The sequence below is a fragment of the Pseudomonas koreensis genome (assembly GCF_024169245.1).
Taxonomy (GTDB): Bacteria; Pseudomonadota; Gammaproteobacteria; order Pseudomonadales; family Pseudomonadaceae; genus Aquipseudomonas; species Aquipseudomonas koreensis_F.
Genome location: NZ_JALJWP010000001.1, coordinates 2023179 through 2041517 on the forward strand (window position 1 = coordinate 2023179; position 18339 = coordinate 2041517).

The 18339-nt window shown below is 60.8% G+C and carries 17 protein-coding genes; 10 read left to right on the forward strand and 7 right to left on the reverse strand.

Annotated elements, in window-relative coordinates:
* Window positions 1–27: 27 nt before the first annotated feature.
* The 5 genes from accC to gcbA all read right to left on the reverse strand — a co-directional run bounded on the left by accC (window position 28) and on the right by gcbA (window position 6250).
* Window positions 28–1383 carry an acetyl-CoA carboxylase biotin carboxylase subunit gene (gene accC, locus J2Y90_RS09080; RefSeq protein WP_253498708.1) on the reverse strand — a complete coding sequence of 452 codons (1356 nt, stop codon included), beginning with the start codon at window positions 1381–1383 and terminating at the stop codon, window positions 28–30.
* Between the two features lie 17 nt (window positions 1384–1400).
* A complete protein-coding gene (accB, locus tag J2Y90_RS09085; RefSeq protein WP_016771862.1) occupies window positions 1401–1859 on the reverse strand; it encodes an acetyl-CoA carboxylase biotin carboxyl carrier protein in 459 nt (152 codons plus the stop codon).
* Window positions 1860–1883: 24 nt separating this feature from the next.
* On the reverse strand, window positions 1884–2339 hold the full coding sequence (gene aroQ, locus J2Y90_RS09090; RefSeq protein WP_042608903.1) for a type II 3-dehydroquinate dehydratase: 456 nt from the start codon (window positions 2337–2339) through the stop codon (window positions 1884–1886).
* Window positions 2340–2581: 242 nt separating this feature from the next.
* Window positions 2582–4528, reverse strand: a complete 1947-nt coding sequence (locus J2Y90_RS09095) for a methyl-accepting chemotaxis protein (protein WP_253498711.1) — start codon at window positions 4526–4528, stop codon at window positions 2582–2584.
* Window positions 4529–4579: 51 nt separating this feature from the next.
* Entirely contained in the window at window positions 4580–6250 is a 1671-nt protein-coding gene (gene gcbA, locus J2Y90_RS09100; RefSeq protein ID WP_253498714.1) for a diguanylate cyclase GcbA, read from the reverse strand.
* A 324-nt stretch (window positions 6251–6574) separates the two neighbouring features.
* On the opposite strand from gcbA, the gene J2Y90_RS09105 reads away from it, so the two are divergent.
* The 10 genes from J2Y90_RS09105 to J2Y90_RS09150 all read left to right on the forward strand — a co-directional run bounded on the left by J2Y90_RS09105 (window position 6575) and on the right by J2Y90_RS09150 (window position 16360).
* Window positions 6575–7723, forward strand: a complete 1149-nt coding sequence (locus J2Y90_RS09105; protein ID WP_253498717.1) for a DUF2515 family protein — start codon at window positions 6575–6577, stop codon at window positions 7721–7723.
* Entirely contained in the window at window positions 7723–8445 is a 723-nt protein-coding gene (locus tag J2Y90_RS09110) for a hypothetical protein (protein ID WP_253498719.1), read from the forward strand. The genes J2Y90_RS09105 and J2Y90_RS09110 overlap by 1 nt, the downstream gene beginning before the upstream one ends.
* The gene (locus J2Y90_RS09115; protein WP_150638191.1) at window positions 8424–8930 is read left to right on the forward strand and encodes an Hcp family type VI secretion system effector; all 507 of its coding nucleotides are present in this window, start codon (window positions 8424–8426) and stop codon (window positions 8928–8930) included. The genes J2Y90_RS09110 and J2Y90_RS09115 overlap by 22 nt, the downstream gene beginning before the upstream one ends.
* A 53-nt stretch (window positions 8931–8983) precedes the next feature.
* Window positions 8984–9403, forward strand: coding sequence for a hypothetical protein (locus tag J2Y90_RS09120; RefSeq protein WP_253498722.1), 420 nt, complete (start codon window positions 8984–8986; stop codon window positions 9401–9403).
* A gap of 138 nt (window positions 9404–9541) precedes the next feature.
* Window positions 9542–10609, forward strand: coding sequence for a DUF2333 family protein (locus J2Y90_RS09125; RefSeq protein ID WP_253498726.1), 1068 nt, complete (start codon window positions 9542–9544; stop codon window positions 10607–10609).
* 3 nt (window positions 10610–10612) lie between these two features.
* Complete coding sequence (locus J2Y90_RS09130; protein ID WP_253498728.1) at window positions 10613–11170, forward strand: NUDIX hydrolase; 558 nt, start codon at window positions 10613–10615, stop codon at window positions 11168–11170.
* 315 nt (window positions 11171–11485) lie between these two features.
* Window positions 11486–11857, forward strand: coding sequence for a translation initiation factor Sui1 (locus J2Y90_RS09135; RefSeq protein WP_007914613.1), 372 nt, complete (start codon window positions 11486–11488; stop codon window positions 11855–11857).
* 220 nt (window positions 11858–12077) lie between these two features.
* Complete coding sequence (gene speA, locus J2Y90_RS09140) at window positions 12078–13991, forward strand: arginine decarboxylase (protein WP_016771856.1); 1914 nt, start codon at window positions 12078–12080, stop codon at window positions 13989–13991.
* 234 nt (window positions 13992–14225) lie between these two features.
* Entirely contained in the window at window positions 14226–15572 is a 1347-nt protein-coding gene (locus tag J2Y90_RS09145; protein WP_253498731.1) for a type VI secretion system Vgr family protein, read from the forward strand.
* Window positions 15569–16360 carry a DUF4123 domain-containing protein gene (locus J2Y90_RS09150; RefSeq protein WP_253498734.1) on the forward strand — a complete coding sequence of 264 codons (792 nt, stop codon included), beginning with the start codon at window positions 15569–15571 and terminating at the stop codon, window positions 16358–16360. The genes J2Y90_RS09145 and J2Y90_RS09150 overlap by 4 nt, the downstream gene beginning before the upstream one ends.
* 9 nt (window positions 16361–16369) lie before the next feature.
* Here the strand turns inward: J2Y90_RS09150 and J2Y90_RS09155 are convergent, their stop codons facing one another.
* Window positions 16370–17719, reverse strand: coding sequence for an MATE family efflux transporter (locus J2Y90_RS09155; protein ID WP_253498737.1), 1350 nt, complete (start codon window positions 17717–17719; stop codon window positions 16370–16372).
* Between the two features lie 148 nt (window positions 17720–17867).
* A complete protein-coding gene (locus J2Y90_RS09160; protein ID WP_253498740.1) occupies window positions 17868–18161 on the reverse strand; it encodes a hypothetical protein in 294 nt (97 codons plus the stop codon).
* Between the last annotated feature and the right edge of the window lie 178 nt (window positions 18162–18339).

Consider the following 18339-nt stretch of genomic DNA (forward strand, 5'->3'; position numbering starts at 1 on the left):
GGGTTTCTTGTTCACACCGCTTCAGCCTTACGACTGTTTGGCCAGCTTGTGCTCGAGGTAGTGAATGTTCACACCGCCTTTGCAGAAGCCTTCGTCACGAACCAGATCACGGTGCAGCGGGATGTTGGTCTTGATCCCGTCGACCACGATTTCGTCCAGGGCATTGCGCATGCGGGCCATGGCTTCGTCGCGGGTTGCGCCGTAAGTGATCAGTTTGCCGATCAGCGAGTCGTAGTTCGGTGGCACGGCATAACCGCTGTACAGGTGCGAATCGACGCGAACGCCGTTGCCGCCTGGGGCGTGGAAATGCTTGACCGTGCCCGGGCTCGGCATGAAGGTCTTCGGATCTTCAGCGTTGATCCGGCACTCCAGCGAGTGACCGCGGATGACCACGTCCTCCTGAGTGAACGACAGCTTGTTGCCAGCGGCGATGCTGAGCATCTCCTTGACGATGTCGATACCGGTGACCATCTCCGAAACCGGGTGCTCCACCTGAACACGGGTGTTCATTTCGATGAAGTAGAAACGACCGTTCTCGTAGAGGAACTCGAAGGTGCCGGCGCCACGGTAGCCGATGTCGATGCACGCCTTGACGCAGCGAGCCAGGACTTCCTGGCGCGCCTTCTCGTCGATGCCCGGTGCCGGCGCTTCTTCGAGAACCTTCTGGTGACGACGCTGCAGCGAGCAGTCGCGGTCGCCCAGATGGATGGCGTGGCCCTGGCCGTCGGACAACACCTGCACTTCGACGTGACGTGGATTGGTGAGGAATTTTTCCAGATACACCATCGGGTTGCCGAACGCCGCGCCTGCTTCGGAGCGGGTCAGTTTTGCCGAGGCGATCAGGTCTTCTTCCTTGTGCACCACACGCATGCCGCGACCACCACCGCCACCGGCGGCCTTGATGATCACCGGGTAGCCGACTTCACGACCGATGCGCAGCGCCGTTTCTTCGTCTTCCGGCAGTGGGCCGTCGGAACCTGGAACAGTGGGTACGCCTGCTTCGATCATCGCGTGCTTGGCCGATACCTTGTCGCCCATCAGGCGGATGGTGTCGGCTTTCGGGCCGATGAAGGCGAAGCCGGAGTTCTCGACCTGCTCGGCAAAATCGGCATTTTCCGCGAGGAAACCGTAGCCTGGGTGAATGGCGGTAGCGCCGGTCACTTCAGCGGCAGCGATGATGGCCGGAATGTGCAGGTAAGACTGAGCGGCGGACGCCGGACCGATGCAGACGGATTCGTCTGCCAGACCCAGGTGCATCAGCTCTTTGTCGGCCTTGGAGTAAACGGCGACGGTCTTGATGCCCATCTCTTTGCAGGCACGCAGAATCCGCAGGGCGATCTCACCGCGGTTAGCGATCAGAACTTTTTCCAACTTCGCAGTCATCAAAGGCTCTCCGCGGTTCAAACGATGGTGAACAGCGGTTGGTCGTACTCAACCGGCTGGCCGTCTTCGACGAGGATGGATTCGATCACACCGCTGGTTTCAGCTTCGATGTGGTTCATCATCTTCATGGCTTCGACGATGCACAGGGTGTCGCCTTTCTTCACGGTCTGGCCGACTTCAACGAAGGCAGGCGAGGTTGGCGAAGATTTACGGTAGAAGGTGCCGACCATCGGCGAACGGGCCACGGTGCCGTTCAGCGCGGGTGCAGCAGCGGCGGCCGGAGCAGCGGCAGCGACTGGCGCGGCAGCAGGGGCAGCAGCCGGAGCCTGCATCGGGGCCGGCGCGTAGTACTGCTGCGCCGGGGTCTTGCTGTGACGGCTGATGCGTACGGACTCTTCGCCTTCCTTGATCTCGAGCTCGTCGATGCCGGACTCTTCCAGCAATTCGATCAGTTTCTTAACTTTACGGATATCCATGAATCATCAACTCCCAAGGGTCGGTCAGGGGCGTATAGCTTGGTGTTCAAGCTGCTCTAGTGCGGCCTCCAGGGCCAGTCGGTAACCGCTGGCGCCAAGGCCGCAGATCACTCCTACCGCTACATCGGAGAAGTAGGAGTGATGGCGGAAAGGTTCGCGCTTGTGCACGTTGGACAAGTGCACTTCGATGAATGGGATGCTCACTCCCAGCAGCGCGTCACGTAATGCGACACTTGTGTGCGTAAAAGCCGCCGGATTGATCAGAATGAAATCCACGCCTTCATCGCGCGCAGCGTGGATGCGATCGATCAATTCGTACTCGGCGTTGCTTTGCAGATGCAGCAGATGATGGCCGGCTTCACGGGCGCGCCGCTCCAGATCCTGATTGATCTGCGCCAGGGTCGTCGACCCATAGGTCCCCGGTTCCCGGGTGCCGAGCAGGTTCAGGTTGGGGCCGTGCAGCACCAGTAGCGTCGCCATCTGCGTTGTCCTTGTTATCAATGAGCAGTCGTCAGAACCCGGCGACTATGCCGCAAAGCCTTTGTGACTGTCCAGTTCCATGCAATAGGCGGCACGATGGGCGATGTTTGCGCGAAATTTGTGACTGCGTCACCGGATTCAGTCACTGTCCTTGTAGGAGCTGCCGAAGGCTGCGATCTTTTGATCTTGAGAGGCAAAATCAAAAGATCGCAGCCTTCGGCAGCTCCTACAGGGGGTTGCGGTCAGACGCGGAAGGCCTGAACGGCCGTATGCAATCGCCCACCCAGCACCAGCAGATTCTCGCCCTGTTCGCGCCCTTGACCGATGCGCAGCAGATTATCCCCACCCAATTGATGAATGCGCTCGCTGTGATCGCGGATCTCGCTGACCGCGCCACTTTGCTGTGCGGTGACATCGGCGATGCGCACAGCGGTGTCGGCGATGGTCTGTATCGCGCCGACGATTTTGTCCAATGCACCGTCCGCCGCTTGCGCCTGACTGGCGGTGGCTTCGGCGTGCTCGACCTGCGCGCGCATGCCTTCGACCGATTGCCGCGCGGCGGTCTGCAGGCCGGCGATCAGTGTCTGGATTTCCGCCGTCGCTCCGGCGGTGCGTTGTGCCAGCGAGCGCACTTCTTCGGCGACCACGGCAAAACCACGGCCCATTTCCCCGGCGCGGGCCGCTTCGATCGCGGCGTTCAGCGCGAGCAGGTTGGTCTGATCCGCAATCGAACGAATCACCGTCAGCACGCCGCCGATGGTTGCCGACTCCTCCGCCAGGTGTTCGATCATCTGTGCGTTGCTCTGAACTTCACCGACCAGCGCATGCAGTCCGGTCAGGCTCTGGCCGATCACAGTCTGGCCATGCTCGACGGCCAGACCGGCATGACGGCTGGCATCGGCGGCCTGACGAGCATCGCCGGCCACTTGCTGAATGGTCGCCTCAAGTTCGCCCAGCGAATCGCGGATCAGCGCGGTATCGCCGGCCTGATGCTCGGCGCCGCTGTGCAGGTCATTGCTCAGTTCGGCGAGGGTGCGGCTGCTGCCCGCGACTTGCTCGGCGTTGCCGCGAATCGTGCCGACCAGATCCACCAGATAGGCGCGCAAGCGGTTGAGCGAGGCTTCGATGTCATGCAGTTCGCGGTTGGTCTTGCCCAGTTGAATGTCGCGACTGAAATCGCCTTCGGCCCAGGTCGATAGCGCTGGGGCAAGGTTGGTCAGGGTGCGGGCGAGGCGCCGCTGCAACGTATCGATCAGCAGGGCGATCAGCAGAATCAGGCCGATCATCACGCCTTGCATCAGCCGCACTTCGCCCTGGATCTGCCCGTGTTGTGCGCGCACCACCGGTTCGAGGCCGGCGATGGCGTTTTGCACGCTGGCAATTTTTTCGTTGGTGGCAGCGCTGAGGGCTGCGCGTTTCTGAATCTGCTCGCGGGTGCGCGTCAGTTCCGCCGGGTAGCGGCCGAGCAAACTGTTCAGTTCGCGTTTGAGGGCGACACCGGCATCTTCGGCGGCGGCTTTATCAGTGTTCTCGATGCCCATCAGCGCGGCGAAATCGTCACTGCTCGATTCGTTGCTGGCGACCACACCGAGCAAGGGCAGGGCATCGATTGCCTCGGCCTGGGCGCGCATGTTGCTCACTTCGCGCTCGACATCGGCGGCCAGTTCACTGCGCCCGCTGCTGACCAGTTTGTCTCGCGCCAGCGACAACTTGCCCAGATGCTGCGACGCGGCGAGCAGTGGAGCGAAGTAGGCGGCATTGCCATTGGCGTAGGTGTTGAGCTGGTCGAGGCTGGCGCTGAGTTCGCGCTCGGCCTGCAACAGCAAGGCTTGCGGATCGCCGGCCAGTTTGCCGGCGGCGAGCAGGTCGGTTTTGCTGAACTCATCAAGGCCCGACAGACTTGGCCGCACGGTGTCGGCCAGCGCCGGGGGCAGTTCGCTCAGTTGCTTCTGTACGCTGTCGATGGCCTGAGCAGCAGCGCTCAAGCGCAGCGCGTCACCGCTGGCGAGATAGTCTTCGACGTTGCGCGCCACTTCATTCTGAAATTGTTGCGACAGCCCCAGGTAGCGCTCCATCAACAAATAGGGGCGTTCAAGGGCTTTTTGCGACCACCACAGCGTGGCGCCAAGGGCCACGCAGACGGCGACCAACAGCAGAGTGTTGAGATTGGTGAGCAACTTCAGGCGCATGACGGCTACCAACGGCAGAAATGGTAAGCGCCTGAATTTATTGCGATTCCATTACAGGGTTATGACCGAATCAGTGGATTCCGATGAAAAAGTGGCACTTTGCTTTGACTGCCTTGCGGTTTGCACTCGATTGCGCCCGGCGCCTTTGGCGCGGTACAGCGCCTCGTCGGCCTGGCTGGCCATCATCAGGCTGTCGGAGTCATCGCACATTTCCACCACGCCGGCGCTGAAGGTGCACCACAAGTCCTGCGGCTGCGCCGGGTAATGGATCTCGGCGAAACGCTGACGAATCTCGTCGAGGACTCTATGCGCCGCGTCGATATCGGTGTCAGGCATGACGATGGCGAACTCTTCACCGCCGTAACGGCCGATGAAATCGGTCTTGCGCAAACGCTGCTTGAGGAACAGCGCCAGGCTCTTGATCACACGGTCGCCCATCGGGTGGCCGTGGCTGTCGTTGACCCGTTTGAAGTGATCGATGTCGAGCATGGCAAAGCTCAGCGGCTTGTTCTCGCGGCGGGCGCGGAACGAGCAGTCTTCGAGCAATTGCAGGATGTGGGTGTGGTTGTACAGACCGGTAAGGCTGTCGCGGACCATCCGCGCTTTGAGATTGCGCGCGCGGGCGGCGCGGTTGCGCACCGTGGTGATCAGGTGCCGCGGCTTGATCGGCTTGGTCAGAAAGTCATCGCCGCCCTCGCTCATGGCGTCGAGCTGCTTGTCCAGATCGTCCTCGGCCGACAGGTAAATGATCGGCACGCTGACGTAGCGGTCGTTGTGGCGGATCACTTTGGCCAGTTCGGTGCCGGTGCAGGCTGGCATGTACATGTCGAGGATGATCAGGTCCGGCTGGAAATCCGCCAGTTCAGCCATCGCCTGAATCGGCTCGATCAAGGTGCGGGTGACAATCCCCGCGCTGTTGAGCAGGCGCTCGGTGTGCAGGGCCTGCGCGCGCGAGTCGTCGATGATCAGCACTTTATAAGGTTCGTACTGGGCGGTGCAGGTCAGCACTTCGATTTTTTCCAGCAGGCTCGAGGCTTCGAGGGTGCCGGTGAGAAATTCCTGCCCGCCGGCGCGCACGGCGGCGAGACGGGTCGGGGTATCGGTTTCGTGCAGGCTGAAAAACAGCAACGGCAGCTGTTCTTCGAGGCCGACCTGCGCTTCGGCGGCGAGTTTCAGGCCGATGCCGGGGCCACTGAAATCGACGTCCATGACAATCGCCGCGGGCAAACGCTCGACCATCGACGAACGAAACGCCGCCACGCTGTCCAGCGCCTGCGCGCTCAAACCGAAAAACTCCAGCTGCTTGGCCAGCCGCTCGGCGCGGTCGTGGTCCTGCAACATCACATAGATCGGCTTGCGCAGCGGCGGCAGAAAGGTCTGGTCGAGCTGGTCGCCATGGCGCAGGCCGGTGCGCGACAGGCGCTGCATCAAGCGATTGAGATCGGTGATCAGGCCGCTGCTGAGACGGCCACGGTTGGCATCCACCGCTTGCAGCGACTGGCTGATGTGATGGGCCAACTGAGTGTGTTCCGGCTGTTCGAAACGCTCGGCAAAACGCAGCAGGCGCAGATTTGCCTCGCTCAGTTCGGCGAGGTCGACAGTGGACCACTCACTGCGTTGCAGGCGCTGCCATATCTCAAGAATCTGACGTGCCTGATGAATTACCCGCTGGGCAAAGTGGTGCTTGAGACGCTCACGGCTGGGGTCTTCTGGCTCGGTCATATCCTGACTACTAGTTAGGGTGCATGCTGAGATCGACTGGTGGCTCTATGCTAGCACCTCTTTTCCCTTAGACGAGTGTCGTACGTCAATAATCTGCTGGACGACACGATTCAGTTTCTGACCGGGTGGTTTTGTTTTTACCTCTGATTTTGATCAAGTGCCCGCATGCTGGGGTTTTGCGAACAATCCTGCCAGCGCTGTCGACATTTCATCGGCCTTGATAGGCGGCGTCTGACAGCACTTTCTGATTTTTCTTCTACGTGCTTTCACCGGCCCGGTTGGCTGTTACGGTTCAGGGATTCCCCTAGCTGCCGTCGATCCGCCATGAGCCAATGTTTCACCGAACTCGCCAGTGATGCCCAGCGCCTCAATCACAACATCACGCCCGTCGACGACTGCGCTTGCGGCGAAGAGTTGTTGTATGGCGAGCGGGTGCAGGTGACAGAGGTGCCGGTGCTGACCTGCCAATGCCTCTGGCGGCGCTATCAGCGCGCCGCCGAAGCAATCGTCGCCCCGAACGGCGTGCTGATTGCCGATCCGGTCGCGCGCAATCGGGCGATCAATGCGGCCTATGCCCGGTTGTGGTTGCACGACTCACGTTTTCAATGGGCGGGCCTGGCGGCGTTTGCCTCCAAGCAGGTCGGCTGTGGCTTGCTGCATGCGGCACAGAGTATCGAACGCATCCGCGAGGAATACGAAGCGCGGCAGCGGCTGCGAGACAGCCGACGCGAATCCGGATTGCTCACGCCGGAAAAAATGCCGGGGCAGGCCGAAAACCTGCGTGAATATCAACAGGCTCAGGCGCGTAATCCGCTGTCTGTCGTGGATGCCCGGGTGCCGGGCGAAGAGCTGTCGGTGGCCGAGCAACAGTTCCGGCATGTATACGAGATGATGGCGATGGGCAATACCACGCTGTTTCTGGATGTTTATCCGTTGCATCAGTTTTATGCGGTGCGGGGATTGGCGGAGCTTAAGAAATGTCTTCGCGACCGGGAGAAGATTCAAGGGCATGCGAAGTGGCCGGTGCTTTGGCCGGTCGGGCAAGACACCCTCAGGTTCGGGGATGTATATCCCGAGATAGAGGTGGCCTTTGAAGCAATAGAGGCCGGGAAAATCGCCGAAAGCGTGAAGCATTTGGCGTGGCACGAGCAGCAAAATATTCTCCAGCCGACCATTTACGAAAACAGCCACCTGGTTGCGCTTTTGCGCGGCAATCATTTTTCTTATGTCACCAACTTCCCTTCCGGCGTCGCTCAGGCCATCGAGCTGACGCTGACCAGCCAATGCCAGCGTGTCGATGATGGCCGCACCATTGATTTTGATAGCAGCCCGCTGGCGGATTTGTCCGATATCGACCAGCGAATGAAGTTTGTGCTGCGGGCGGCGAGTCGTTTTGATCTGTTGCTCAACGACAGCAACAAGGCGTTGTTGGCGCAGTCAATCCGCGAGATTGCGCTCAGGGAGGAGGGCTGATGAGCTTGCGCCTTCGGCAAATCAGTCGACGTCGCTGGGTGTGGATGATTGTTTGTGTGGCTGTTGCACTGCCCGCTTTACGGCAACTGATGCAGCCGCTATGGAGCGATCCGGTCATTACTTTGAGGATCGGCGAAACCTACGAGTACATGGAGGCGCATTCGACCGCTCCGTTCAGTGTGTGGGGTCGCGGTAGCAAGACTGTTTCCGGTGGCATTCCGAAGACGGATGCGCGTTTGCGCTTCGTTGATCCGCAGTACGGGTTCGAGACGCCGCTGGCTCGGTTTTTCACCGTGACGTTCGTCAATAATCTGACCGTGAGCATCCGCATGTCTCCGCAAATCGAACCTCTGCTGATCGACGACGCCATGAAGGTTGTTACCGATCTGCAGAGCCAATGGTGCGCAAAAGGCTGGAAACCTATGGGTACGCAGGGCGACCCGACAATTACGGACACCCCCGAATGGCGCGCATACGTCAGACAAGGAGTGCTTTCTGGGCGGTCATTTTGGCAGGCCGGCGACAAATACCAGGCAATGCTGATTCTAGGACGCTTCAGAGATTCCAGACATCTCGATCAGGAGCGCTACCTCATCACTCTCGCCGTGGCGAAACCCTGGATTCCTTTCGACGAAATCGAAGATCGCCGCCTCGAATCCCATCACTTCCTCCCACCCCTACCCGAAAAAGGAGCCATCCCATGCCCATCCCCGCCTTCATGACCATCCACGGCAGCCGCCAGGGACTGATCACCGCCGGCGCTTTCACTGAAGCCTCGGTGGGCAATACCTACCAGAGCGGGCGCGAAGACAAGATCATGGTGCAGGCCCTCAGCCATGGCATGTACATCCCCAAGGATCAGGGCGCCGGGCGGCGGATGCACAGGCCATTGATCATCACCAAAACCCTCGACAAGGCTTCGCCCTTGCTGAATATGGCGCTGTCCAGCGGAGAGTTGCTGAGCGAATGCCGGGTTGAGTTTTATCGCACTTCGGCCAGCGGCGTGCAGGAGCACTTCTACACGGTGGAACTGGAGGATGCGTTGGTCGTCGGCAGCGAACTATTGATGCCGCACTGTCTCGACAGTGGCACGTCGCATCTTACGCAACTGGAGAAAGTCCACTTCAGCTACCGCCGCATCTATTGGCGCCACGAAATCAGCCGGACGATGGGCTCGGACGAGTGGCAAGGCGAGGGACTTCGATGAGGCTGGTCCGTGAATTGAGCCTGACGGGTAACGAGCGCAAGCATGTCTGTCCCGTGGACGAGGCGCTGGAGCAGGTAGCAAATCTTTTGGACATGCGGCAATCGCTCGAAGGGCTGGACCAGCTACGCGCGGGCTTGATGATCAATCTGGACAGCGAAGTTTTGGCGCAGATCCAACAGGGTGAATGGTGCCTGATCAAAGCCGAAGCCGACTATGGCTACTGGCAGGGCGCCGAAGCGGTGTTCCAACAGGCCGTGCTCGAGCTGATGAACAACCCTCCCGAGCAGCCCACCCGCACCGCGCGAATCTTTCGTCTGGTCGACAGTGTGACCGGTGAGCCTTTGCCTGTGCAGGCCTACATCGCCACGATCGATGGAATACCCAATCAGCGTCGAACCGACGCCCAAGGCATTGCACACCTGTTTACCGACGATCAAGTTCGGCAGCTTTCGCTGCGCATCTTCAACGTCTGAAACCTGCGTCTATCCTTTCGTTCGCGACACCCTTCGCTTGTTTTGCGCCAGTACCGCGATAGCGGGTGCCCGGCCTTGGCACGTTGTTGTATGGTTGTGGTCGAACCGTTGAACCCAAGTGATTGAAAGGATATCGCCATGCTGGACTGGAAAAACCGCGCGGGCAGCGCGCCTGAACGTGCCGCCGAGCCCAAGTCGGCCACCCGCAGTTATGTCGGCGGGCTATTTTTCAGCCGGGCGCTGGCCACAGTGATTGGTCTCTACTTGCTGGTGACCATCGCGCTGGGCTGGTACTGGAGCCAGGAACCGGAGCTGTTTCCAGTGGCGCAAAATGCCCAGGTCGCTGCCGAGAAAGAAGGCAAGCAAATGGTGGTCGGCTACACCACGGTCGAAACCCTGAAAACCGTCGCCGGCACCTTGCTCAACAAGCCGGGCGGTTACATTTCCAACGATCGTTTCCCGCCGGGTCTGTGGATGGACAATACGCCGAGCTGGGAATACGGCGTGCTGGTGCAGGTGCGTGACCTGACCCGTGCCCTGCGCAAGGATTTCGCCCGTTCGCAATCGCAGTCGGCCGAAGACGCCGATCTGGCCAAGGCCGAACCGCGTTTCAACTTCGACAACAAGAGCTGGGTACTGCCGTCCAGTGAGTCGGAGTATCAGGAAGGCATCAACTCCCTGAGCCGTTATCAGGCGCGCCTGTCCGATCCGAATCAAAAAAACGCGCTGTTCTATGCCCGCGCCGACAACCTCAACAACTGGCTGGGCGATGTCGGTACCCGTCTCGGTTCGCTGTCGCAACGCCTGTCGGCCAGTGTTGGTCGGGTCAAGCTCAACACTGCGCTGAAGACCGAAATCCCGGCGGTCGGCGAAGTACCGCAGGTTGACGAAGAAGTCGTGGAAACCCCATGGATGCAGATCGATAACGTGTTCTACGAAGCACGGGGCCAGGCCTGGGCACTGTCGCATCTGCTGCGCGCCATCGAAGTCGATTTCGCCGATGTGCTGGCGAAGAAGAATGCCACCGTCAGCGTGCGTCAGATCATCCGCGAACTGGAGGCTTCGCAAGAGCCGGTGTGGAGCCCGATGATTCTCAACGGCAGCGGTTTCGGTGTGTTGGCCAACCACTCGCTGGTCATGGCCAACTATATTTCCCGGGCCAATGCCGCAGTGATCGATTTGCGCCAACTGCTCAATCAGGGCTGATACGTGAGTCAATCAACCAGAGAGGCGGCCCATCGCGCCGCCTCGGACGCCGAACAGATCGCCTGGGTCGACGAACAGGACAACCTGCTCGGCGCCCTGGTGCGTTCCGATTTGCGTGAACGCGGGCTGATCGGCCGTGGCACCTACATCATGCTGTTCAATTCTGCCGGTGAGCTGTGCGTGCACCGGCGCACGTTGAGCAAGGCGATTTATCCCGGTTACTGGGATGTTGCTGCGGGGGGCATGGTTCAGGCTGACGAAAGCTACGCCGAGTCGGCGGCCCGTGAGCTGGAGGAAGAGCTGGGCGTCAGCGGCGTCGAGCTCACCGCGCACGATCACTTCTACTTCGAAGACACCGGCAACCGTCTGTGGTGCTCGGCGTTTTCCGCTGTATGGGACGGTCCGCTGAAACTGCAGCCGGAAGAAGTCCTCGAAGCGCGATTCATCCCCGTCGAACAGGTCATGCGGGAAATCAGCGAAAAGCCTTATTGCCCGGACTCTCTGGCCGCGTTGAAGCGCTATCTCAAGGCGCAGCAAAGCGACGTCGCAAAGAACACATGAATTGGCGCCGATTGGCACTTAGCAATCGCGATTTTTGCCGTTACACTGCGCGACCTTTTCAAGCTGCACCGGATAGTTTGAGGTTGGCCTGCAGATTTATTGTAGGAGCTGCCGAAGGCTGCGATCTTTTGATCTTGCTTTTAAAGATCAGGATCAAAAGATCGCAGCCTCGTTGCACTCGTCAGCTCCTACAGATTCAGTCCAGCGTTCAAAGTTTTCCGATGCAGTAGCGCTGCCCCTGCCTGAGTGGGGCTTCGCGGTCGCTGACCTTGCCCAAGGTTGCGATCAGTCTTTGTCCTCCCGAGAGGATTGCCGGTGGCCAAGAAAGCCGCATCCTTCGCCGCCTTGGGCGGCCTGGTATTTTCTACCGACGCAGGTCGTCATTGCCCGGAATGCAGCAAGCCGGTGGACGCCTGTATCTGCAAACAAACCGTGATCCCGGCCGGTGACGGCATTGCCCGCGTGCGTCGCGAAAGCAAAGGGCGTGGCGGCAAGACGGTGACCACCATCACCGGCGTGCCTCTGGCCGAAGACGCGCTCAAGGAGCTGGCGACGACGTTGAAAAAACGTTGTGGCACCGGCGGGGCGTTGAAGGACGGCATCATCGAAATCCAGGGCGATCACGTCGAGCTACTCTTGGCAGAGCTGATCAAGCACGGTTTCAAAGCGAAGAAATCCGGCGGCTAGCAGCCTCTGTGAAACCCTCCGGCGGCTTGATCCGGCTTCGAGTGTTCTCGGATCCGGCGTCGTCGCCATGGTTTTCACAGAGCCTGTTCATGACCGGTTTCTAAACTCCACGCAGTCAGTGCGGTCTACCGCCGCACTGACGAACCGTCATTTTCATTCTTTAGACTGCGCCGGCCTGAACGTCAGGCGACGCACTCTGACTTCTTTATAGGGGACTTCGATGTCCGTACGACGCACACGTAAAGACGATGGCAGCCAATGGACAGTTGCGGACAGCCGCAGCGTTTACGGGATTCGCCATTGGGGGGCCGGGTATTTCGCGATCAATGAAGCCGGTCGCGTCGAAGTACGTCCGAACGGCCCGAGCAGCTCGCCCATCGACCTGTTCGAGCAAGTCGACCAACTGCGCAAGAGCGGTTTGTCCTTGCCGTTGCTGGTACGTTTCCCCGACATCCTGCAAGACCGTGTCCGTCAATTGACCGGGGCCTTCGATTCGAACATCGAACGCCTGGAATACCAGAGCAAATACACTGCGCTGTACCCGATCAAGGTCAACCAGCAAGAAGCGGTGATCGAGAACATCATCGCCACCCAGAACGTCTCCATCGGTCTGGAAGCCGGCTCCAAGCCTGAGCTGCTGGCCGTGCTGGCGCTGGCGCCGAAGGGCGGCACCATCGTCTGCAACGGTTACAAGGACCGCGAATTCATCCGTCTGGCGCTGATGGGCCAGAAGCTCGGCCACAACGTGTTCATCGTCATCGAGAAAGAATCCGAAGTCGGCCTGGTGATCGAAGAAGCCGCCTCGCTGAAGGTCAAGCCGCAGGTGGGGCTGCGCGTGCGCCTGTCGTCACTGGCCTCGTCGAAATGGGCGGACACCGGTGGCGAGAAATCCAAATTCGGTCTGTCGGCGGCGCAACTGCTGTCGGTGGTCGAGCGCTTCCGTGGCGCCGGTCTGGATCAGGGCATTCGCCTGCTGCACTTCCACATGGGTTCGCAGATCGCCAACCTCGCTGACTACCAGCACGGCTTCAAGGAAGCGATCCGTTACTACGGCGAATTGCGCAACCTCGGTCTGCCGGTGGATCACATCGACGTCGGCGGCGGCCTCGGTGTCGACTACGACGGTACCCACTCGCGCAACGCCAGTTCGATCAACTACGACATGGACGATTACGCCGGTGTCGTGGTCGGCATGCTCAAGGAGTTCTGCGATGCGCAGAGCCTGCCGCATCCGCACATTTTCTCCGAAAGCGGCCGTTCGCTGACCGCGCACCACGCGATGCTGGTGGTGCAGGTCACCGACGTCGAGAAACACAACGACGAAATCCCGCTGATCGAAAACAAAGAGAGCCTGCCTGAAACCGTGCAATGGCTGGTGGACCTGCTCGGCCCGACCGACATTGAAATGGTCACCGAAACCTACTGGCGTGCCACTCACTACATGAGTGACGTCGCGGCGCAATATGCCGATGGCAAGCTGACCCTGGCGGAAAAGGCCCTGGCGGAACAATGCTATTTCGCCGTATGCCGGCGCCTGCACAACTCGCTGAAAGCCCGCCAGCGTTCGCACCGCCAGGTGCTCGACGAACTCAACGACAAGCTGGCCGACAAGTACATCTGCAACTTCTCGGTATTCCAGAGCCTGCCGGACACCTGGGCGATCGATCAGGTGTTGCCGATCATCCCGCTGCACCGCCTCGACGAAGAGCCGCTGCGCCGCGCGGTGCTGCAGGATCTGACCTGCGACTCCGACGGCAAGATCAACCAGTACGTCGACGAGCAGAGCATCGAAACCAGCCTGCCGGTGCACGCGTTGAACGAAGGCGAGGACTACCTGCTGGGCGTGTTCCTGGTCGGCGCCTATCAGGAAATTCTCGGCGACATGCACAACCTGTTCGGTGACACCGACTCGGTGAACATCTACCAGAACGCCGACGGCAGCGTGTACCACGCCGGTATCGAAACCCATGACACCATCGAAGACATGCTGCGTTACGTGCACTTGTCGCCGGAAGAACTGATGACCCACTACCGCGACAAGTGCGCCAGTGCCCGCATCAGTGCCAGCGAGCGCACGCAGTTCCTCGATGCCTTGCGTCTGGGCCTGACCCGCTCTTCCTATCTGTCTTCCTGAGACCTGATAGCGTTCCGCTCGGGTTGTCCGATTTTTTTTCCGCAAGCTGTGGAAAATTCGGACGACCCGGTGGGACATCTCCTGATTTTTTCACGAAAACCTTTGCTATCAAAGTCAGCAAACTCATCTGGTCTGCTTTTCGCGTAGGTCATTTCCTAAGTTGTACTTCGCCTCTCTACTCGGCCATGCCTCTCGGCGAGAATCCCCGGCCGCCCCTCCTGTAGAGATCCGCCCATGTTCGATCCAGTCAACGAGCCGTCGTTTCGTCTCGATGTAGCGGGCCTGTCCGACCCCTTCGAAGTTCTGGCCTTTACCGGAAGGGAGGCGCTCAGCGAACCCTTTGTCTTCGAGATCGATGTGGTGATCGACGATCCGCACCTTGATCTCGCCGGTCTGCTGCATCGTTCCGCGTTCCTGTGCTTCGGCCCGCCCGGGCAGGGTGTGCACGGGCAATTGCACAGCCTTGTCCAGCATGAACACGGCCATGGTCTGCGCTTGAGCCGAGTGCGTCTCGGGCCGAAGCTTGGCTGCCTCGAATTGCGCGTCAGTCAGCGCATTTTCAGCGGCCGCTCTGTTCCGCAGATCATCGAGCAGGTCCTGCGCGAGCACGGCGTCGTCGGCCTGCAACGACGCTTCGACCTGCACCGCGACTACCCGGCCCGTACCTTCTGCACGCAGTATCACGAATCCGATCTGCAACTGCTCCAGCGCCTGTGCGCAGAGGCGCGCATTCACTATTACTTCGAGCATCACCGTGACCGGCATTGCCTGGTATTCGGCGACGATCCGACGCGGATGCCCCGTGCAGACGTCGCGCACTATCAGGGCGAGCATGAGCACCATTGCGTCGCTCCAGCCGTGCGCCAATGGCAGCTGCACGAAGACTCACAGGCCAGCCAGCGCGGACCGAATGCCGAAGGGCACAGCGATTTGCCAGCGCTGCGCAGCGGTCAGTGGTTGCCGCTGGACGGCCATCCGTTCATCGAGTGCAACCGCCCATGGTTGCTGACCCGCATCGAACACCGTGCCGATCAGTCTCTCGAACCGCCCTATGGCAATCGGTTGTTCGCGGCCGCGCGGGTGCCAGTCTGTGCACCCGCCGCTACGCAACCCAAGCAACGCATGCACAGCCTGCAGCGTGCCTGGGTGGTCTCTGTCGATGAAGCGCAACCTGATTGCTCGCGGCCGGTCGCGGTGCAATTCGACTGGCTCTATCAGGGCGAGGGCGCAGCGCCGAGCCATTGCTGGCTGCCGCTCGCGCCAACCCTGAGCGATTTGCCTTCGGCGGCGCTGGCCGAAGGCGTGGAGGTCGTGGTGAGTTTTCTTGAAGGCGATCCTGATCAACCGGTGGTCAGTGGCGTTCTCCAGCCCTCGGTGTTGCCAGAGGATGCGGTCGGGGACGATGCGCCGTCAGCGCTGCCGGAGCTGCTGGTCAGTGACGGGTTGCAGCAACTGTTGCAGTCGGGTGAGCCGCTGCTGTTGCTGTGCCTGATGCCGGGCGGAGGCAGCTTCAATCATTGCGCCGAGTCCGTGTGCAGTTGCCGGCTGCTCACCGCGCTCGATCAGAGCAGCGCACGATGAGCGGCGCGGCGCTTGAACCCATGGCGCAATGGCTGTTGCTCGATACCCCGGACGCGGCACGCGCCCTGCAGACCTTGCGCCAGGGGTTCGCCGATGTGCAGCGTCACCGGTTGTTCGACGGCACCGAATTTCAACCGGTCAGCGAGCACGGCCCGGTCCTCGTTGACTTGCGCGAAAGTCCGGCATTGACCGCCTTGTGCCTGCGCGACCCGGACACCTGGCGCGGCCTGTTGCTGAGCTGCGAGATACCGGCGCAGCAGTTGATCAGCCACTTGCAGCGCATGCTCACCGTCTCCTTCGGTTTGAATCACCGAGCCTTGCTCAGCTATTACAACCGCCAGACCGCCAGCTACTTCTTCGACGCTTGCGACGCCGAGCAACTGAGTCGCTGGCTCGGGCCGATTCGCCAGTTGCGCTGGTTTGGCGGCACCTGGGCCGACCGCGCCATTGGCAGTCAGGGCTGGCAACAACTGCGTAATCCCGGCTTGCTCGTCGAGCCGCTGGGCGTTGAAGAAAGCCTGACCCGACGCCAGCGCGAACGCCTGCAAAGCTGCCTGCTGGAGCAACACATCTGGCGCTGGTGCCAGTCTCTGAGCACCGATTACCAGACGATCTCTGTGCATGTGCAACAAGGTCTGGCGCTGGGTTTCAGCGATCGCGTTGTGCTCGATGGCTGGCTGTGGCTGCGCCTGCTGCACCCGCGCGCCGTGCTGGTTGCGCCGCCGGCCGGTCTGACCCAGCAGGAACGGCTCGACCATCTACGTCGGCAGTGGGGCGCGGCGGACTGACCGTTTCCGTCAGTGAGCCTTGCCGCTGAACCAGCCATCGTTGCGTTTCAGCCACAGGGCTTGCGCGCCAAGGGTCACGCTGCGCAAGACCATGAACAGCAGGAAAGATATCCACAGGCCGTGATTGCCCAGGTCCTGCAATAGCCAGGCGAACGGCAGCAACAGCAGCACCGTCAGCAGCATGCCGTTGCGCATTTCCCGGGCGCGGGTGGCGCCGATGAACAGGCCGTCGAGCAGGTAACTCCACACCGCAATCAGCGGCAGCACGGCGAGATAAGGCAGGTAGACGAACGCCGTGTCGCGCACACTCTGGATGTCGGTCTGCATCTCGATGAACAAGTGTCCGGCCAGCAGAAACAGCACGGCGAAGCCGAGGCTGGCAATCAGCGACCAGCCGCCGGCCACCACCAGTGACCGACGCAGTGCCAGGCGATCCCCCGCGCCGATGGCATGCCCGCACAAGGCTTCAACAGCGTGGGCCAGTCCATCGAGTGCGTGGGCCGTCAGTAGCAGGCCGTTAAGCAGCAGCGCGTTGGCCGCCACGGTCGCATCGCCCAGCCGGGCACCTTGCACGGTGATCAGGAAAAATACCGATTGCAGGGCGAGGCTGCGGATGAAGATGTCACGGTTGACCGCCAGCAGCGGGCGCCAGCTCTGCCAGACTTTCAGCGCCGACCAGATGATCTGCCCCGGATAGGCGCGCAACGCCGTGCGCGTCAGCCACAGGCCGAGCAGGGCGCCGCTCCATTCGGCGATCACCGAAGCGCGGGCGGAGCCGACCACGCCCCAGTCCAGGCCGATGACAAACCACAGATTGAGGACGATGTTGATCAGGTTGGTGCTCAGCAGAATCGCCAGCGGCGCCCGCGCGTTCTGCGTGCCGAGGAACCAGCCGACCAGCGCGTACGTCGCCAGCGCTGCGGGCAGGCCGAACAGGCGCGTGTGGAAAAACTCCCGGGTCAGTTGCTCCAGTTCCGCTGACGGCTGCATGAAGTGCAGCGCCACACCGCTGAGCGGCACACCGAGACAGCCGAGCACGACCGCCAGCCCCATCGCCAGCAACAGGCCCTGCAACAGAATCTGGCGCAACGCCGCGCCATCGCTGCGCCCGGCAGCTTGCGCGGCAAAACCGGTGGTGCCCATGCGCAGAAAACCCATCGCCCAGGCCAGGAACGTGTACAGACTGGCGCCGACCGCTACCGCGCCGAGTTGATGGGCGTGCGGCAGGTGACCGATGACGGTGCTGTCGACCAGCGCCACCAGCGGCACGGAAATATTGGACAGGATCATCGGCGCGGCAAGCGCCCATACCTTGCGGTGAGTCGGGCGGTCGCGCCAGTCGGTAAGCAGAGAGGACATGCAGGCTCCTTGGGGGAGCGGGGATTGTAGCGATTAACGCAATTTACTGTAGGAGTGAGCCTGCTCGCGATAGCGCCCGTTCAGTCACACAAGCTTCGAATGACATACCGCGATCGCGAGCAGGCTCACTCCTACAGGGGGCGGTGGGTTAATGGATGATCCAGCTCAACAACCACAACCCCAGCAGCAACCAGATGATCCCGGCAATGATCGACGCATTCATGAACGCCCGGATCGCCGACCACAACAGCATCAGGCCAACGATCAGCGCGATGATGCTGATGATCGAGGTGTCCATCCCCAGCGTCTGCGCCAGGCCGTCGACAAAATTGCCGCCAGCGTTGCTGAGCATGCTGAACAGACCGCTGAGGCCATCGACGATGAAGCGGATGACCGAACCGAGTGCCTGGCCGAGCCATTCGAAAAAGCTTTCTACACGCATGTGTGCATCCCTGATGAAAGAGCTGAGCCTTGGGCCACGAGGAGGGCGTCCGAGTTCCCTGCATGATAGAAGGTTTGCCCGGATCATGTGTGGGAGCGAGCCTGCTCGCGAAGGGGGCGTGTCAGGCAAATCCGGTCTGGATGATCCACCGCCTTCGCGAGCAGGCTCGCTCCCACAA

Excerpts from the sequence above, each read along its gene's own strand:
- accC (WP_253498708.1), bottom strand. The coding sequence starts at position 1,383 with ATGACTGCGAAGTTGGAAAAAGTTCTGATCGCTAACCGCGGTGAGATC.
- accB (WP_016771862.1), bottom strand. The coding sequence starts at position 1,859 with ATGGATATCCGTAAAGTTAAGAAACTGATCGAATTGCTGGAAGAGTCC.
- aroQ (WP_042608903.1), bottom strand. The coding sequence starts at position 2,339 with ATGGCGACGCTACTGGTGCTGCACGGCCCCAACCTGAACCTGCTCGGC.
- J2Y90_RS09095 (WP_253498711.1), bottom strand. The coding sequence starts at position 4,528 with ATGCGCCTGAAGTTGCTCACCAATCTCAACACTCTGCTGTTGGTCGCC.
- gcbA (WP_253498714.1), bottom strand. The coding sequence starts at position 6,250 with ATGACCGAGCCAGAAGACCCCAGCCGTGAGCGTCTCAAGCACCACTTT.
- J2Y90_RS09105 (WP_253498717.1), top strand. The coding sequence starts at position 6,575 with ATGAGCCAATGTTTCACCGAACTCGCCAGTGATGCCCAGCGCCTCAAT.
- J2Y90_RS09110 (WP_253498719.1), top strand. The coding sequence starts at position 7,723 with ATGAGCTTGCGCCTTCGGCAAATCAGTCGACGTCGCTGGGTGTGGATG.
- J2Y90_RS09115 (WP_150638191.1), top strand. The coding sequence starts at position 8,424 with ATGCCCATCCCCGCCTTCATGACCATCCACGGCAGCCGCCAGGGACTG.
- J2Y90_RS09125 (WP_253498726.1), top strand. The coding sequence starts at position 9,542 with ATGCTGGACTGGAAAAACCGCGCGGGCAGCGCGCCTGAACGTGCCGCC.
- speA (WP_016771856.1), top strand. The coding sequence starts at position 12,078 with ATGTCCGTACGACGCACACGTAAAGACGATGGCAGCCAATGGACAGTT.
- J2Y90_RS09145 (WP_253498731.1), top strand. The coding sequence starts at position 14,226 with ATGTTCGATCCAGTCAACGAGCCGTCGTTTCGTCTCGATGTAGCGGGC.
- J2Y90_RS09150 (WP_253498734.1), top strand. The coding sequence starts at position 15,569 with ATGAGCGGCGCGGCGCTTGAACCCATGGCGCAATGGCTGTTGCTCGAT.
- J2Y90_RS09155 (WP_253498737.1), bottom strand. The coding sequence starts at position 17,719 with ATGTCCTCTCTGCTTACCGACTGGCGCGACCGCCCGACTCACCGCAAG.
- J2Y90_RS09160 (WP_253498740.1), bottom strand. The coding sequence starts at position 18,161 with ATGCGTGTAGAAAGCTTTTTCGAATGGCTCGGCCAGGCACTCGGTTCG.